This is a genomic window from Enterococcus sp. AZ011, assembly GCF_050548355.1.
GTDB lineage: Bacteria > Bacillota > Bacilli > Lactobacillales > Enterococcaceae > Enterococcus > Enterococcus faecalis.
This window is the reverse complement of record NZ_CP172959.1, coordinates 1,983,948-1,999,784: the sequence shown is the minus strand read 5'-3', so window position 1 is coordinate 1,999,784 and position 15,837 is coordinate 1,983,948. Positions and strand designations below refer to the sequence as shown.

General features: G+C 37.5%; 16 protein-coding genes. 13 read left to right on the top strand and 3 right to left on the bottom strand.

From position 1 onward, the window contains the following. Nucleotides 1-210 precede the first annotated feature (210 nt). The 3 genes from IGL36_RS09620 to IGL36_RS09610 are packed head-to-tail and all read left to right on the top strand — an operon-like array spanning nucleotide 211 to nucleotide 2,685. Complete coding sequence (locus IGL36_RS09620) at nucleotides 211-1,245, top strand: inorganic phosphate transporter (protein WP_002356704.1); 1,035 nt, start codon at nucleotides 211-213, stop codon at nucleotides 1,243-1,245. A 12-nt stretch (nucleotides 1,246-1,257) separates the two neighbouring features. Beyond that, the gene (locus IGL36_RS09615; RefSeq protein WP_002356705.1) at nucleotides 1,258-1,881 is read left to right on the top strand and encodes a DUF47 domain-containing protein; all 624 of its coding nucleotides are present in this window, start codon (nucleotides 1,258-1,260) and stop codon (nucleotides 1,879-1,881) included. Between the two features lie 18 nt (nucleotides 1,882-1,899). Continuing rightward, a complete protein-coding gene (locus IGL36_RS09610; RefSeq protein ID WP_002362199.1) occupies nucleotides 1,900-2,685 on the top strand; it encodes a ChbG/HpnK family deacetylase in 786 nt (261 codons plus the stop codon). Nucleotides 2,686-2,723: 38 nt separating this feature from the next. Here the strand turns inward: IGL36_RS09610 and IGL36_RS09605 are convergent, their stop codons facing one another. After that, nucleotides 2,724-3,554 carry an undecaprenyl-diphosphate phosphatase gene (locus tag IGL36_RS09605; RefSeq protein ID WP_002356708.1) on the bottom strand — a complete coding sequence of 277 codons (831 nt, stop codon included), beginning with the start codon at nucleotides 3,552-3,554 and terminating at the stop codon, nucleotides 2,724-2,726. Between the two features lie 115 nt (nucleotides 3,555-3,669). Here IGL36_RS09605 and IGL36_RS09600 point away from each other — a divergent pair, with 115 nt between their 5' ends. From IGL36_RS09600 to IGL36_RS09580, 5 genes are all read left to right on the top strand, one after another. Continuing rightward, nucleotides 3,670-4,230, top strand: a complete 561-nt coding sequence (locus tag IGL36_RS09600; RefSeq protein WP_002380597.1) for a PTS sugar transporter subunit IIA — start codon at nucleotides 3,670-3,672, stop codon at nucleotides 4,228-4,230. Nucleotides 4,231-4,380: 150 nt separating this feature from the next. Continuing rightward, nucleotides 4,381-5,490, top strand: coding sequence for a DUF871 domain-containing protein (locus IGL36_RS09595; RefSeq protein WP_002367067.1), 1,110 nt, complete (start codon nucleotides 4,381-4,383; stop codon nucleotides 5,488-5,490). Next, complete coding sequence (murQ, locus tag IGL36_RS09590) at nucleotides 5,465-6,355, top strand: N-acetylmuramic acid 6-phosphate etherase (RefSeq protein ID WP_002384221.1); 891 nt, start codon at nucleotides 5,465-5,467, stop codon at nucleotides 6,353-6,355. The genes IGL36_RS09595 and murQ overlap by 26 nt, the downstream gene beginning before the upstream one ends. Before the next feature lie 22 nt (nucleotides 6,356-6,377). Next, nucleotides 6,378-7,832, top strand: a complete 1,455-nt coding sequence (locus tag IGL36_RS09585) for a PTS transporter subunit EIIC (protein WP_002384222.1) — start codon at nucleotides 6,378-6,380, stop codon at nucleotides 7,830-7,832. Nucleotides 7,833-7,919: 87 nt separating this feature from the next. Beyond that, complete coding sequence (locus tag IGL36_RS09580) at nucleotides 7,920-8,768, top strand: MurR/RpiR family transcriptional regulator (RefSeq protein WP_002382748.1); 849 nt, start codon at nucleotides 7,920-7,922, stop codon at nucleotides 8,766-8,768. A gap of 49 nt (nucleotides 8,769-8,817) precedes the next feature. On the opposite strand, the gene IGL36_RS09575 is transcribed toward IGL36_RS09580, so the two are convergent. Together IGL36_RS09575 and IGL36_RS09570 are read right to left on the bottom strand one after the other, a co-directional pair. After that, nucleotides 8,818-9,528: a histidine phosphatase family protein gene (locus tag IGL36_RS09575; RefSeq protein WP_002359733.1), complete on the bottom strand. Its 711-nt coding sequence runs from the start codon at nucleotides 9,526-9,528 to the stop codon at nucleotides 8,818-8,820. Between the two features lie 40 nt (nucleotides 9,529-9,568). Further along, nucleotides 9,569-10,195: an MBL fold metallo-hydrolase gene (locus tag IGL36_RS09570; RefSeq protein ID WP_002356716.1), complete on the bottom strand. Its 627-nt coding sequence runs from the start codon at nucleotides 10,193-10,195 to the stop codon at nucleotides 9,569-9,571. Between the two features lie 219 nt (nucleotides 10,196-10,414). Here IGL36_RS09570 and guaD point away from each other — a divergent pair, with 219 nt between their 5' ends. From guaD to IGL36_RS09545, 5 genes are all read left to right on the top strand, one after another. Further along, nucleotides 10,415-11,800 carry a guanine deaminase gene (gene guaD / locus IGL36_RS09565; RefSeq protein WP_002398028.1) on the top strand — a complete coding sequence of 462 codons (1,386 nt, stop codon included), beginning with the start codon at nucleotides 10,415-10,417 and terminating at the stop codon, nucleotides 11,798-11,800. A gap of 3 nt (nucleotides 11,801-11,803) precedes the next feature. Further along, nucleotides 11,804-13,135 (top strand): nucleobase:cation symporter-2 family protein, encoded by a 1,332-nt coding sequence (locus IGL36_RS09560; protein WP_002359736.1) that lies wholly within the window; start codon nucleotides 11,804-11,806, stop codon nucleotides 13,133-13,135. Between the two features lie 141 nt (nucleotides 13,136-13,276). Beyond that, complete coding sequence (gene guaC / locus IGL36_RS09555; RefSeq protein WP_002398029.1) at nucleotides 13,277-14,254, top strand: GMP reductase; 978 nt, start codon at nucleotides 13,277-13,279, stop codon at nucleotides 14,252-14,254. A 161-nt stretch (nucleotides 14,255-14,415) separates the two neighbouring features. After that, nucleotides 14,416-14,748 (top strand): PadR family transcriptional regulator, encoded by a 333-nt coding sequence (locus tag IGL36_RS09550; protein ID WP_002356722.1) that lies wholly within the window; start codon nucleotides 14,416-14,418, stop codon nucleotides 14,746-14,748. Continuing rightward, entirely contained in the window at nucleotides 14,745-15,773 is a 1,029-nt protein-coding gene (locus IGL36_RS09545) for a permease prefix domain 1-containing protein (RefSeq protein ID WP_002356724.1), read from the top strand. The genes IGL36_RS09550 and IGL36_RS09545 overlap by 4 nt, the downstream gene beginning before the upstream one ends. The last annotated feature ends 64 nt before the right edge of the window (nucleotides 15,774-15,837 follow it).

The following is a 15,837-nucleotide window of genomic DNA, read 5'->3' as shown; positions in this document are numbered from 1 at the left end:
TTGTTTCACCTCCGATGATTTAGGTTTTACACTGGTCAGCCAATGTAATTCAACAGTAATCATTATACCTAATCCATTGTTCCATTGCAATAAAAGACGACAAGTTTTTTTCCTTAACAGACAATTTCAAGAAAAAAATAAGAAAATTTGCCAGAGCCTTAAGAAAAAAGCATACATTTTTTTTAAAACATGCTATGATAAAATAGATAAATGAAAAATGGTGGTGTCTTTGTGAGTATTGCATTATTGGTAACGATTACTTTGGTAATGGGTGTAATTTTTGTTAACGGTTGGACGGATGCGCCGAACGCAATTGCAACCGCTGTCTCGACTCGGGTGTTAAAACCGAATGTCGCAATTTGGATGGCTGTTGTGATGAACTTTTTAGGTGCATTAGTCATGACCTTTTTTAATGCCCAAGTAGCTGAAACGATTAGCAACATTGTTAGTTTTGACGCAAATGGAAACGCTTCACAGGTGGCTTTGGCTGCTTCGCTTTTTTCAATTGTGGTTTGGGCAGTTGCTGCGTGGTATTTTGGTATTCCCACAAGTGAAAGCCATGCGTTAATTGCCGGCTTGACTGGTTCGGCAATGGCATTAGGTGGTTTGGGTGCAGTCAATGGCTCGGAATGGATCAAAGTGCTTGTTGGTCTAGTTGTTTCTACCGTAATGGGCTTTGGCGGCGGATATTTGATTGCCAAACTTGTTGTGAAAGCTTTCTCGGCTGTGCCTAGAAGAAAAGCCAACAAATTTTTTACAGTTGGACAAGCCTTTGGTGCAGGAGCTAATGCTTTTTTACATGGTGCGCAAGATGGGCAAAAATTTATGGGCGTGTTCATGTTAGTGCTTTTTTATAATAATTTAGTCGAAAAAACAGGTGGCGGTTTTGTGATTCCGTTATGGGTTATGGTTCTGTGTTCCATTACAATGGGCATTGGAACTTCTGTGGGCGGCATGAGAATCATTAAATCAGTCGGGATGGATATGGTAAAACTCGAACGCTATCAAGGCTTCACTGCAGATTTAAGCACGGCTATTTGTTTATTTTTAGCATCGGCTTTTGGGATTCCAGTTTCAACTACTCATACAAAAACGACAGCGATTATGGGAGTAGGTGCTTCTAAGCGAATCTCAAGTGTTGACTGGCGTATCGTGAAAGAAATGCTGATAGCATGGATTTTAACTTTCCCAGGATGTGGGCTGATCGCTTATGTGATGTCAAAATTATTTATTGCAATTTTTTAAGGAGAGAAAAACATGGCACGTAAAAAACAATTTGATTATTTTGGAGAATTAAACCAGTTAGCAACAAATGCTTATGAAGCGGCAAAGGTTTTGCAAGAAATTGTAGACAATTATTCATTAGAAAACTTAGTAAAAAAATCAGAAGCGATTCATCAATTGGAAAAAGAGAATGATGAAATTGTTCGCAAAATTTTAAATGAACTCTATATTTCCTTTATTACGCCGATTGATCGAGAAGATATTGTCGATATTACGGATCACTTAGATAACATTATCGATAGCATTAATAGTTTGTCTTATTTACTTGATCATTTAGTTGTCGAAGAAATGATTGCGCCCGCGCTAGAATTAACTGCTTATATTGTTAAAGCGACAGAAGGCGTTAAATCAGCAACGAAGGAATTTGCAAAATTTAAGAATTCCAAAACGTTAGTTTCATTGATTGATGAAGTGAATACGATTGAATCTCAAGGCGATAAATTATACAGTAGCGCCATGAAAGATTTGATGACTAACGAAAAAGATTTATTAAAAGTTATCAAGTGGAAAGATGTTTATGATCAGCTTGAGCGCACTATTAATGATTGTGAATCAGCTGTTAATATTATTGTCGGAATTGTCATCAAAAATACGTAAAGAAAAGAGGGGGAGCTGTTGGTTAAAGTAATTGTTGATGCTGATGATTTTGGGATGTCAGAAGCGATTAATCATGGCATTATCAAAAGTTATGTCGATGGTTTAACAACGTCGACACTTTTGATGCCCAATTTACCAACAGCAGAACACGCCGTTGCGTTAGCAAAAAATTATCCAGGCTTATTTGTAGGTCAGCATACGAATTTTTTATTAGGGAAACCTTGTGCGGACCCATGTATGATTCCTTCACTGGTAGATGAACAAGGCAATTTTCATCGCTCTTCTTATTATCGTCAACAAAAGCAAGTAACCTTCGTATATGAAGAAGTACGACTTGAAACGATTGCGCAATTGACGCGCTTTAAGGAACTAACTGGACATTATCCTGAACATTTTGATTGCCACTCGATTGGGGATGAAGTGGTTGATCAAGTATTTTTAGAATTAGCAGAAGAGTACGGACTTCATACAACCCTGAAATATAGTGGGGAAAAAGAATATCCACCGCAACAAGGTTATTTCCAGGTAACACATTTGTTAGAGTCTGGCGCGTTATCTTATATTCACGAAGGCGTATCAGTGGAGAATTTTTTAGAAGATGACTTTGGTTTATTATGGATGCCGGAATCGGCAATTGCTGAGATGCATTTTGATGTTGGGTATTTGGATCAATTTGTGTTAGATAATTCTTCATATACCACTTTACGCTGCAAAGAATTAGCAACAATTTGTGATCCTCGTGTTCGTCAGTGGTTTGAAGAACAGGGGATTGAGCGAATAACGTTTGGCGATTTAAAAAAATAAAACCGTTGCTTTCAACAGTGAAAGCAACGGTTTTATTTTTATGAGAATAACCAGTAGCCAATTAAAATCGCACCTAAAATTACACGATACCAACCGAAAACTGTAAAATCGTTTTTCTTCAAGTAATTCAATAAGAATTTAATCGCAATGATGGAAACAACGAAGGCAACAATAGAGCCAGTTAATAAAATAATGATTTCTTCTGATCCAAACGTATTTCCTTTGGCCAAGAATTTAAAGATTTTTAAAAAACTTGCTCCAAACATTACTGGAATTCCTAAGAAAAATGAAAACTCTGTTGCAACGAAACGTGAGGCCCCAATTAAGATTGCCCCTAAAATGGTCGCTCCTGAACGTGAAGTTCCTGGAATTAATGCCAGTACTTGGAAAGCACCAACGATTAAAGCGGCTTTATAAGTGAAGTCTTTTAGATTAGTACACTTCGGTGCAACATTTTTATTTCGTTTTTCAATGATAATAAAAGCAATCCCATAAACAATTAACATAATCGATACTGTTAAAAAGTTATAAAAATGTGCATCTAAATAATCATCAAATTTTAGACCAATAACTGCCGCTGGTAAACAAGCGACTAAGACTTTAGACCAAAGAATCCAAGTATCTTTTTTCTCTTCGCCATTTTTCTTTGGTGAGAAAGGATTCAATTTGTGGAAGTATAAAATAACAACCGCCATAATCGCTCCCAATTGGATAACGACGTTGAACATTTCCATAAAATCTTTACTTAGATCGAGTTTAATAAACTCATCCACTAAAATTAAATGTCCGGTACTACTAATTGGAAGCCACTCGGTAATTCCTTCGATAATACCAAGAATAATTGCTTTCCATAGGTTAGCAAAAAGCATGTCACCATTCCTTTCTGAAATAAATGCAAAATACATCAAGTATAAGTATACCCGCTGACAAAGTAAATGCCAATGCAAATTCTTATTTTAAAATAAATTTTAGAATTATACAAAGGTGCCACTTGTAATTCATGAAACTTTTTTCTATACTAGTGATACTTTAAAAAATGGGGGAAGAGAAATGTTTGGATTTTTGAAGAAAAAGAATGAAGTTGTCGAAAATAATACAATGTATGCCGTTGCCAATGGAACCGTTATCCCAATTAGTGAAGTGAATGATCCTGTTTTTTCACAAAAAATGATGGGAGATGGCTATGCAGTAGTTCCAGAAAATGGTGAAATTTATGCACCTATTGAAGGAGAAGTTTTAAGCGTTTTCCAAACAAAACATGCCATTGGTTTAAAAATGACAAACGGTCTTGAAATTTTATTACACATGGGTATCGATACGGTAGAGTTAAACGGGGCACCGTTCACTATTAAAGTGAAAGAAGGCGACCAAGTGACTGCAGATACGGTGGTCGCAATTGCTGATTTAGAAGCAATTAAAGCAGCTGGTAAAGGAACTGAAATGGTTGTCATTATTACCAACATGGATAAAGTAGCACAATTTTCGTTAGAGAAAACTGGCGTGGTTACAGCTGGTACACCAGTTGGCTCTGCCACAGCCAATTAATGAATTAGACAGATATTTCTATAAAGGAATATCTGTTTTTTTTGAACATAAATAAAATTTTATTTTGGAATTAAAAAATATTTAGAAAAATAGTTGAAATTTTATTTCAAACAAGTTATAATGAAAGCGTATTAGAGAGGAGCTAAAAAGATGTATGGTATTTCAGTTTTTCTTGGTGAAGAGATTACAAACGATACAATTATTTATATCAAAAAGATGAAAGCGCTTGGATTTGATGGTATTTTCACTTCTTTACACATTCCAGAAGATGATACTTCCCTTTACCGCCAACGCTTGACTGATTTAGGGGCAATTGCTAAGGCAGAAAAAATGAAAATTATGGTAGATATTTCAGGTGAAGCGTTAAAAAGAGCGGGTTTTTCTTTCGATGAATTAGAGCCTTTAATCGAGTTGGGCGTAACTGGCCTCCGGATGGACTACGGCATTACGATAGAACAAATGGCTCATGCTTCACATAAGATTGATATAGGATTGAATGCTAGTACCATTACACTGGAAGAAGTGGCTGAGTTAAAGGCTCACCAAGCGGACTTTTCTCGCTTAGAAGCTTGGCATAATTATTATCCAAGACCTGAAACAGGCATTGGAACAACATTTTTTAATGAAAAGAACCGCTGGCTTAAAGAATTAGGCTTACAAGTTTTTACTTTTGTGCCAGGAGATGGACAAACAAGAGGCCCAATTTTTGCTGGTTTACCAACATTAGAAAAACATCGGGGGCAAAATCCTTTCGCCGCTGCCGTTGGTTTGATGGCTGATCCTTATGTCGATGCTGTTTATATTGGTGACCCCACAATTAGTGAGCGAACCATGGCTCAATTTGGTTATTATCACCAAACCAATCAATTTCTGTTAGAAGTAGCACCTAGCAAGAGCCGCTATTTGAAGCGAATACTTGGGACTCATACCAATCGTTTAGATGCTGCAAGAGATGTTTTGCGAAGTGAATTATCAAGAACGAGTGAAATGTTCAGAAAAGATGAAATTGCAACGATTGAGTCAGAGCAGACTGAAGCCCGTCCAGTGGGAACCGTAACGATTGATAATGAAAAATATGGTCGCTATATGGGAGAAATTCAAGTCACACTTGTGGACTTGCCGAAAGATGAAAAAGTCAATACGATTACACGAATTATTGAAAAAGATCAAACGATATTGCCGTTAATCAAGGCAGGCAATCAATTTACGCTAGTCACGGAAGGAACGATAGAGAATGAATTTAGAAAACTTAACAACTGAACGTAGAAATGAAAATACAATGGGCTTAGATGAGATGAGTGTCAAAGAAGCTTTACAAAAAATGAATCAAGAAGACCAAAAAGTTGCAATGGCAGTGGGTCAAGAATTAGCAGCCATTGAACCAGTGGTAGAAGCCATCATCAAAAGCTTCAATCAAGGCGGCCGCTTGATCTACATGGGCGCTGGTACGAGTGGTCGGTTAGGTGTCTTAGATGCAGCCGAATGCGTACCAACTTTTGGCGTCGAGCCAGAGATGGTTCAAGGCCTCATCGCTGGTGGTCAAAAAGCAATGACTGTCGCAGTAGAAGGTGCTGAAGATTCAAAAGAACTAGGTCGTCAAGATTTAGTTGATCTAAAATTATCAGCAAATGACATTGTTGTTGGGATTGCAGCCAGTGGTCGGACGCCTTATGTAATTGGCGGTTTAGAATATGCTACAACGGTGGGAGCAGCTACCGCAACTGTGGCATGTAATAAAGATGCTGAAATTAGTAAGTATGCACAAATGCCTATTGAAGTAGATGCAGGACCTGAATTTTTAACAGGTTCGACTCGCTTGAAATCTGGGACAGCTCAAAAATTAATTTTAAATATGTTATCAACTATTTCCATGATTGGTATTGGGAAAGTCTACAATAACTTAATGGTTGATGTAAAACCAACCAATGAAAAATTAGTGGAGCGTTCCAAACGGATTATTATGGAAGCAACGGGTTGTAGTTATGAAATTTCCGAACTAAAATTTGTAGAAGCAGAAGAAAATGTGAAGTTAGCAATTGTAATGATTTTAACTGATAGTACTAAAGAAGAAGCAACACAAAAATTAATTGACGGGAATCAATTTATCAAGAATACATTAAATTAAGGAATTAGGAGGGTGTTTTAACATGGCAGAAGAAAGAATTAAACGCATTGCTGATGGGATTTATAAAGAAGTTGGTGGTCAAGAAAACGTGGACAAAGTCATTCATTGTATGACTCGTGTTCGTATGGATATCCGCGATTATGACAAAGTGGATATTGAAGGATTGAAAAAAATTGATGGCGTTATGGGCGTCGTAGAAGATGATACGTTACAAGTAGTTGTTGGTCCAGGTACTGTTAACAAGGTTGCACAAGAAATGGTAGATCAAGCAGGTGTCAAATTGGGAGAACCATTTAATCATGACACCGCAACTGATGCTTCAGTAGGCAAATCTGGAAAAGATTTAGTAGAAGAAAAAGCCGCTCAAATGAAAGCACAACAAAAAGCGAAACAAAATAACACTTCACCATTTAAAAAAGTGTTAAAAGCCATTTCTAGTATCTTTGTTCCGATGATTCCTGCCTTTGTTGGGGCTGGTATTATTGGCGGGATTGCAGCTGTTATGTCTAACTTAGTTGTTGCTGGTGATATTTCAGCTTCATGGCAACAATATATTGATGTCTTAAATATTATTAAAAATGGGATTTTTGCTTATTTAGCTCTTTACACTGGGATTAACAGTGCCAGCGTTTTTGGTGCAACGCCAGCGTTGGGTGGTGTTATTGGGGCAGTAACAATGTTGACAGGAATGAATCCAGATGCACCAATCAGTAATATTTTCACTGGGGGAACATTATCTGCAGGACAAGGCGGAATTATCGGTGTTATTTTTGCCGTATGGTTATTATCATTGTTAGAAAAACAATTGCATAAAATTGTCCCAGAATCAATTGATATTATCGTAACGCCAACCATTTCACTTTTAGTGATTGGCTTAGCAACTATTTTCTTAATCATGCCTGTAGCCGGAGCTATTTCTAATGGCTTAGTTGGTATTATCAATGTTGTCTTAGAAAAAGGTGGCATGGTTGCTGGCTTTACTCTTGGTTTAACCTTCTTGCCAATGGTAATGTTTGGTTTACATCAAATTTTGACGCCAATCCACATTGAAATGATTAATCAAACAGGGATGACTTTGTTATTACCAATTCTGGCCATGGCTGGTGCGGGACAAGTCGGTGCAGCTTTAGCATTATGGATTCGTTGTAAATCAGATAAAAAATTAGTTGAAATGATTAAAGGTGCCTTGCCAGTTGGGATTTTAGGTATTGGTGAACCATTAATCTACGGAGTTACTTTACCATTAGGACGTCCATTCATTACTGCTTGTATCGGCGGTGGTATTGGTGGTGCAGTAATTGGTGCCTTCGGTAATGTTGGTGCGATTGCTATTGGACCAAGTGGGGTGGCTTTAATTCCATTAATTGCCAACAACCAATGGCTTGCATATGTATTAGGTTTATTGGCTGCTTACGCAGGTGGTTTTGTAGCAACGTTATTCTTTGGGATTCCTAAAGATATGCAAACAACTAAATAATAAATAGAAAAAAGGAGAACTTGGCTTCTCCCTTTTTCTTTGTTAAAATTTAATTGCGTAGGAAATGGTGTATCAGGAGGGGTGTTTATGCAACAAAATATTGTCTTATCTATCCAAGATCGTCTACAACAATTACCAAAATCAGAACGGAAAATCGCAGAATATATTTTAAAAAATACAGAAACAGTTATTTCAATGAATGCGCAAGAGCTAGCGAAACAAGCAGGATCAAGCCCAGCGGCAATTATTCGCTTTTGTCATTCTATGGATGTGAATGGCTTCACAGAGTTGAAACTTTTATTATCTGCAAATCTTGGCCAAATGAAGCAGCAAATGTATACTGAAGTTACTAAAGGGGAATCAACAGCTGACATTAAACAAAAGTTACAGGCGCGCTTTGTTCATGTGGTTGAGCGAAGCGGTCAGACATTAGAGGATGTCGCAGTTAATGAAGCCGTTGATTTGTTGGAAAAAACAGAAGTAATTTTTGTCTATGGGTTGGGTGCCTCTTCGTTGGTTGCTCAAGATATTTATCAAAAATTTACGCGACTAGGCCGAACGGTATTTACAACATTGGATCATCATTTATTTGCTTCTATGTTAGGCTCTACAGAAAAGCCTAGTGTTTTTATTGTTATTTCTAATTCTGGAACGAATAAAGAAGCAAGTACTTTAGCTGATTTAGCGAAGCAGCAAGGGATTCCTATTATTAGTATCACACAAGATGAAAAATCAGTGATTGGTGAAAAAAGTGATATCGTCCTTCAAACCTCTAGTGGGGAAGACGTGCCATTGAGAAGTGCGGCTACTGTTTCCTTGGTGGCACAATTGTATGTAGTCGATGTTTTATTTTTTGCTTATGCAGCAAAAAACTATAAGGAAACCTTAGAAAAAATTCAAATCTCAAGAAAAAATGTAGAACGTTTAAAAGAATAAATAAAAAGAGAAGGTTATCTGTCATTTTGACAGATAACCTTCTCTTTTTTTACAACAAACGGCGCTTTTCAGCGATCTTTTTTCCCTTTTCAATATAAGAAATATCATTAATTCCTTGAATGGTAAATGTTCCTTTTTCGTAAGTTAAGGTCGTCACGCTACCATTCTCCAGCGCCATCTGCATAGGCAAACTTGCATCAATTAAGGAAAGTAAAAAGGAAATTGTTAGTCCATGGGAAACCACCATGACTTTGCCGCCACCATTTTTTTCTCGATGATGAGCGATATCTTCGAAACCAGACCAAACACGATCACGAATAACTTCATAAGGCTCCGCCCAGTCAGCCGTATCGGCTTCAATAATAGCATTTGCTAGCTCACGATAGGTAATTTTCGTGGTCATCATGTCCTCATAACTTTTAAAAGCTAAAATGCGTGGCACCACACCCCAAAGTTCACCATCATAGCCACCATCTAAAGAACCAAAACACCACTCACGAATCCGTTTATCGGTTAGGTAAGGAATCTTTTGGTGGTTTTGATGTTCTTGTAAAATAATCTGAGCGGTTTGCATGGCACGACCACTATCACTACTATAAGCTTCCTTAAAGTCTATGTCTCTAAGGCCTAAGCCTAAATGATAAATGCCTTCTTCTCCTTGTTTGGTTAAGGGGGTATCTGACCAGCCTTGGGTTCGGCCAATCGTATTAAACATCGTTTTTCCGTGACGAATAATATAAAGTGTCGTTGCTTCAGTCATTGCTACTCCTCCTAAGTTTCTTTAAATAGTGAATAAATCTCTAATTAAAAAATGGGTTTGTGGCTTTTTCATGTTGAATGGTTGTGGCATCACCATGGCCTGGATAAACAGGAAATTCTTCTGGTAAAGTGAATAGATAGGTCGTAATGCTGTGTAATAATTGTTGCATATCACCAGTGTGTAAATCGGTACGACCAATACTACCTTTAAACAATGCATCCCCAACAACGACAAAATCATCAAAGACAAAGCTGACGCTACCAATTGAATGACCAGGTGTTGGGACTACGGAAAATTTCATGCCGCCAATTTCATAATCGGTTAGTTTAAATTCATGTTCGGCGGGTTGAACAATAATATTTGCTATATCATCATGTCTGCCTAATCCTGAAAGATTCAAAATAGGATTGGAAAGCCACGCTTGTTCTAATGGACTAACATAAACAGGGATTTGATAATGATGGCGCAATTCTTCTACCGCACCAATATGATCATAGTGAGTATGTGTTAATAAAATAGCGGCTGGTTTCTTCCCTAAACGGGTAATTTCTTGAATTAGTTTTGCTCCTTCTGCACCTGGATCAATAATTAATAATGCTTCTTCATTATAAACAAGATAACAGTTTTCTTGAATAACACCTGTTCTAATTTGTTCGATCTGTATCATCTCAGGACCTCCTAAAGTTCTAACGATTCTCTTCAAGTATACCGAAGAATCTTAAGAATAGAAAGTTTTCTTGTTTATCCAAAGAAAAAATAAATCATTCTCAGAATGTTCGGTTTTTGCTTGTTTGAACACGGATTTTTTTAAAAAAAATCACATTTTTATAGTTATTAAGCGAAAGTTTATGTATAATCTTCATGTGATAGTAAGGAGGAGTATTAAATGTTTCATTTTGTAATAAAAGGAACAGGTTTTTCTAGTAAAAATTTGCAAGAGATTAAAGTTTATGAAGAGACACTTTTTTGTATAGATGAGGCCGGAGTAATTCAGGAAATAATTGAACCAGATGCTGAAGCGTATGAAACTGTGCTAGCAGAACAAAAAGAGGCACAACGTTTTCAAGAATTGCCCCAAGATTCTTATCTTTTACCTGGCTTTGTTGATTTACATGTCCATGCACCTCAGTGGGCACAATCTGGGACCGCCTTGGATATTCCATTGTATGAATGGCTGAATACGTACACGTTTCCTTTGGAGTCCAAGTTTGCAGATTTAGCATTTGCCCAACAAGTCTATGATGAATTGGTAACCCAATTGTTAGCTAATGGGACAACAACAGCCCTTTATTTTGCAACCATTCATTATGAAGCTAGCCGTCGTTTGGCAGAGATTTGTGCGGAAAAAGGGCAGCGTGGCTTAATTGGTAAAGTTGTAATGGATGATCTTAATGAGAATCCTGAGTACTATCGTGATCAAACAACGCAACAAGCATTAGAAGAAACGGAACGGTTTATTCAAGAAATTCAAACATTAGCGCAGCAAACAAAACAAGGCGTATATCCCGTTGTAACTCCGCGTTTCATTCCTAGTTGTACAGAGGAAGCACTTAAAGGATTAGGAGAATTAGCAGCGAAATATCAAGTCCATGTTCAAAGTCATTGTAGTGAGAGTGATTGGGAACATCAATTTGTTCAAGAACGTTTTGGAAAAAATGATGCCCAAGCATTGGATGATTTTGGTTTATTAACAGAAAAAGCAGTGATGGCACATGCAGGCTTTTTAGAAGAAGCAGATATGAATTTATTCCATGAAACAGGGACGGCTGTGGCACACTGCCCAATCTCTAATGCTTATTTTGGCAATGCAGTAACACCGATTGCAAAATTAGTACATCAACATCAAGTAGAAGTTGGTTTAGGTAGTGATCTTTCAGGTGGTTTTTCACCAAGTCTTTTTGATAATTTAAAGCAAGCAGTTATTTCTTCTAGAATGTTAGAAGATGGTGTCGATGCTACAAAAAAACCAGAAGTACGAGGTGTTAAAACAGCACGGATTACCGTAAATGAAGCGTTTTATTTAGCTACTGCTGGTGGTGGTCAAGCGCTAAGTTTGCCAATTGGAAAATTAGAAAAAGGGTATGCTTGGGATGTTCAAATTATTAATACAAGCTTGTCACAAGCACGACTCCCTAAAAATCCAGGGGAATCATTGCTTGATATTTTCCAAAAAATCTTATATTTAGCACGACCAGAAAATATTCGAGAAGTCTGGGTACAAGGTGAAAAAGTACATGATAAAAATTTAATGTCAGCAACTAAAGGAGTATAAAAAATGAGTGAAAAGAAACAAAATAATCTTCATTTAACAGTGGGACCAGAAGATTCAGTATCTTTTGGGCAGGCCACTATGTTAGGGATTCAGCATGTCTTAGCAATGGACGTGTACGTCGTACCTGTGATCATTGCTTCAATTATTGGGATTAGCACAGCACAAACGTCTTCTTTAATCCAAGCGACATTCATAGCAGCAGGACTTGCCACGATTATTCAATCTCATTTTTGTATGAGATTACCAGTTGCGCAAGGCCCTTCATTTATTCCAATCGGGGCAATTGCAGGAATTTATTTTGCCAATAACCAACAAGGAAATGGCTGGGGCGCAGTTTTAGGTGCTAGTTTAGTGGGGGCAATTGTTGTTATTATATTAGGATTTACTGGTATTTTTAATCGTTTAATTACTAAATTTGTTCCACCAATTGTGGGAGGAACAATTATTTTTGTGGTGGGGCTTTCGTTAATGCCAGTCGCTTTATCGGATAATATTTACCACGCAAAAGGGGAATTAGGACAAAATATTTTATTAGCATTTATAGCAGCAGGTACGTTGATTTTCTTTGCACTCTTAGGTTCTGCTTTGAAAAAAGGGCGGATTTTCCGCGTTTCTTCTGTCATTTTGGCATTATTATTTGGGAGCATCGCGGCACAATTGTTAGGGGTACTTGATTTATCGGCCGTTAGTGAAGCGGCTTGGTTTAGTTTGCCTCAGTTACCATTAGTTAACTTTTCTTTCCAATTTGATTGGTCAGCCATTGCCACGATGTTAGTTATTTATCTGGTTTTAATGGCGGAAACAACAGGCACTTGGTTTGCTGTGAGTCATGTTGTTGCTGAACCTTTGACCGAAGAAAAAATTAATCGCGGCGTAATTGGTGAAGGCTTAGGTTGCTTAGTTTCTTCATTCATTGGCGGCACGCCAGTAACTAGTTACTCTACAAATGCTGGGATTATTTCAATCACTGGAGTTGCTAGTCGCAAGGTTTTTGTGGCTGCAGGTGCGTGGTTTGTCTTATTTGGCTTATCTGGAAAACTTTCCACCTTGATTTCGGCCATTCCGGCACCAGTTATCGGCGGCGTTTTTGTGGTTGTTTGCGGCATCATTTCTGTAAGTGGAATGAAAGTCATGAGTGATGTAACAATTCATGAAAAAGAGATGTATGTAATTGCCGTTCCGATTATTATGACGTTAGCGTTGACATTGTTACCAAAAGAGTTTTTGGAAACTCTACCACAATTTTTACAATATTTATTTAGTTCACCCGTGGCAACTGCCTCAATTGTTGCTATTTTATTGCAGGCCATTTTACCAAACGTTCAAGAAGGATAAAAAGATTAATTTTCGTTAAAACGCCTTTGACAAGTGGCGGTAAATAGTGTAAATTAACAATGGTGTTTGTAAACACGAACGTTAAATGACCGAATGTTCGGTTTTTACGTTATTTTTGTAAATAACTAGGAGGCAGTAAGTATGAAAGTTTTTGATTATGAAGATGTCCAATTAATTCCCAATAAATGTATCGTGAATAGTCGTTCTGAATGTGATACTACAGTAACTTTAGGAAAACATTCGTTTAAAATGCCTGTCGTTCCAGCGAACATGCAAACAATTATTGATGAAACGATTGCGGAAACCCTTGCTAAAAATGGTTATTTTTATATCATGCATCGGTTTGATGAAGAGGCGCGAGTGCCATTTATTAAAAAAATGCAACAAAAGGGCTTAATCACGTCAATTAGTGTGGGTGTGAAAGAAGGGGAATACGCTTTTGTTGAAACGTTAGCCCGAGAAGGTTTAGTTCCTGACTACGTGACAATTGATATCGCCCATGGTCATTCAAATGCGGTGATTAATATGATTCAACACTTGAAAAAATTTTTACCAGAAACGTTCGTTATTGCGGGCAATGTTGGAACGCCAGAAGCCGTTCGCGAATTAGAAAACGCTGGAGCCGATGCCACCAAAGTGGGGATTGGACCAGGAAAAGTATGTATTACTAAAATTAAGACTGGCTTTGGGACAGGTGGCTGGCAGTTAGCGGCTTTACGTTGGTGTGCCAAAGCTGCTCGGAAACCAATTATTGCAGATGGTGGGATTCGGACCCATGGAGACATTGCAAAATCTGTGCGTTTTGGGGCAACTATGGTCATGATTGGTTCATTATTTGCTGGACATGAAGAATCACCAGGTGAAACAAAAGTGGAAGATGGCGTTGTTTACAAAGAATACTTTGGTAGCGCCTCTGAATTCCAAAAAGGCGAAAAGAAAAACGTTGAAGGCAAAAAAATCTGGTTACGCCATAAAGGGAAGTTGGCAGATACTTTAGTCGAAATGCAACAAGATTTACAATCTTCCATTTCATACGCGGGAGGTCGCGATTTAGAAGCGATTCGTAAAGTTGATTATGTGATTGTAAAAAATTCTATTTTTAATGGTGATACCATTTAACATTCAACTATAGACTGAAAAGAAGACAGCACGTAGTGCAGAAATTAAAATGATTTCTGCATTACGTGCTTTTTTTACTTTACCTATCGTAGTAATCGTGTTAAGATAATTACAACGACAGACGTAGTACGATAGTTGAAGTACTTGAGGGAGGAATTTATGTGATTGGTAGTGATGCAATTCGAGGATACAACGATACCTTTATTCTCTCAATCTTACAATCCGGCGCTTCATATGGTTATGCGATTTCTAAACGCATTCGTGAAATTTCTAAAGAACAATATTCGATTAAAGAAACGACACTTTATTCTGCTTTTACACGTTTAGAGAAAAATGGCTACATTGAATCATTTCCAGGAGAAGTAACGCATGGCAAAAAGCGGACCTATTATCAAATAACCCATGCAGGAGAGCGTTATTTAGAGGAAAAGTTACTAGAATGGGAAGTAACAAAAGACGTCGTCGAAGCATTTGTAAAGGAGATGGGAAAATGAAAATTATAGAAGAATTTATTGATAGCTTATTTTCAGGCGTTGTTGAAACATCTGAAACAAAACAATTAAAGGCGGACTTATTAGCAAATGCTGAGGATCGTTATGAAGATTTGCTCAGCCAAGGAAAATCGGAAAATGAAGCAATTGGTACAATTATTTCTGAATTTGGTACTATTGATGAATTAATGGAAGAATTGAATTTAGAAAATAAACAAGTGGATGAAACAAACGATTCAATGAACGGTTTGCCAGAAATTTCAGTGGAGGAAGGACTTGACTATTTAGCTGTCCAACGTAAAGGTGCTATTCAAATTGGTCTTGGTGTTGTTGCAATCATGGTGGGTGTTGGCTTGCTGGTTGGTATGCGTGGTGTTCTTTCTAACGGTCTCGGTTTAGTTTGTCTTTTCATAGGTGTGGCAATTGGCGTTCCATTATTTATTGTTGCTGGTAATCGGTTTGTTGCAATGGACAAACAGCTGGGGCAACGATTGATTCCGATTAAGTTAAAAAAAGAAGTTGCACAAAGAGAACAAAGTTTTCAACGATCATTTATTTTTTGTATGGCAGCGGGCGTCGTTTTTTGTATTTTGGGTTTAATCCCAGTTGTTGTCTTTAGTAGTGGCCTTCATCTGATGATGCGCCGTTCCATGCATCAAATGATGGGCGGACAATATTATAATGGAACAATGGGGATTAGTTGGCTCTTCTTTTTAGTATCGGTTGGCGTCTTCTTGTTTATATTTGGTGGAGTAATTAAAGGAAGTTTTAATAAATTGTTGAATGAAACTTATTTTTATTCAGAACATGTTGGTCATCCTGATTTTGCCCCTCAGCAAACAAAAACAGAGGAAGGACCTGTGGGAAATCCTGTCGGTGCAATTATTGCATCCGTTTATTGGCCCTTAGTTGTTGCACTCTATCTATTTATTAGTTTTGTTTTAGGGGATTGGCGGTTTAGTTGGTTAATCTTTATGTTCGCAGGAATCTTTTATAACACCATCCAAGCATTTTTACACAAACATTGAGACAAACCTGTTAATAGTAAAACAGAAAAGTGGGACATTCGTCAAAACGGCTGTCCCACTTTTC

Bases quoted from the DNA above. Each gene is read 5' to 3' on its own strand.
- IGL36_RS09620 (WP_002356704.1), top strand. From the start codon at position 211: ATGAAAAATGGTGGTGTCTTTGTGAGTATTGCATTATTGGTAACGATT.
- IGL36_RS09615 (WP_002356705.1), top strand. From the start codon at position 1,258: ATGGCACGTAAAAAACAATTTGATTATTTTGGAGAATTAAACCAGTTA.
- IGL36_RS09605 (WP_002356708.1), bottom strand. From the start codon at position 3,554: ATGCTTTTTGCTAACCTATGGAAAGCAATTATTCTTGGTATTATCGAA.
- IGL36_RS09595 (WP_002367067.1), top strand. From the start codon at position 4,381: ATGTATGGTATTTCAGTTTTTCTTGGTGAAGAGATTACAAACGATACA.
- murQ (WP_002384221.1), top strand. From the start codon at position 5,465: ATGAATTTAGAAAACTTAACAACTGAACGTAGAAATGAAAATACAATG.
- IGL36_RS09585 (WP_002384222.1), top strand. From the start codon at position 6,378: ATGGCAGAAGAAAGAATTAAACGCATTGCTGATGGGATTTATAAAGAA.
- IGL36_RS09580 (WP_002382748.1), top strand. From the start codon at position 7,920: ATGCAACAAAATATTGTCTTATCTATCCAAGATCGTCTACAACAATTA.
- IGL36_RS09575 (WP_002359733.1), bottom strand. From the start codon at position 9,528: ATGACTGAAGCAACGACACTTTATATTATTCGTCACGGAAAAACGATG.
- IGL36_RS09570 (WP_002356716.1), bottom strand. From the start codon at position 10,195: ATGATACAGATCGAACAAATTAGAACAGGTGTTATTCAAGAAAACTGT.
- guaD (WP_002398028.1), top strand. From the start codon at position 10,415: ATGTTTCATTTTGTAATAAAAGGAACAGGTTTTTCTAGTAAAAATTTG.
- IGL36_RS09560 (WP_002359736.1), top strand. From the start codon at position 11,804: ATGAGTGAAAAGAAACAAAATAATCTTCATTTAACAGTGGGACCAGAA.
- guaC (WP_002398029.1), top strand. From the start codon at position 13,277: ATGAAAGTTTTTGATTATGAAGATGTCCAATTAATTCCCAATAAATGT.
- IGL36_RS09545 (WP_002356724.1), top strand. From the start codon at position 14,745: ATGAAAATTATAGAAGAATTTATTGATAGCTTATTTTCAGGCGTTGTT.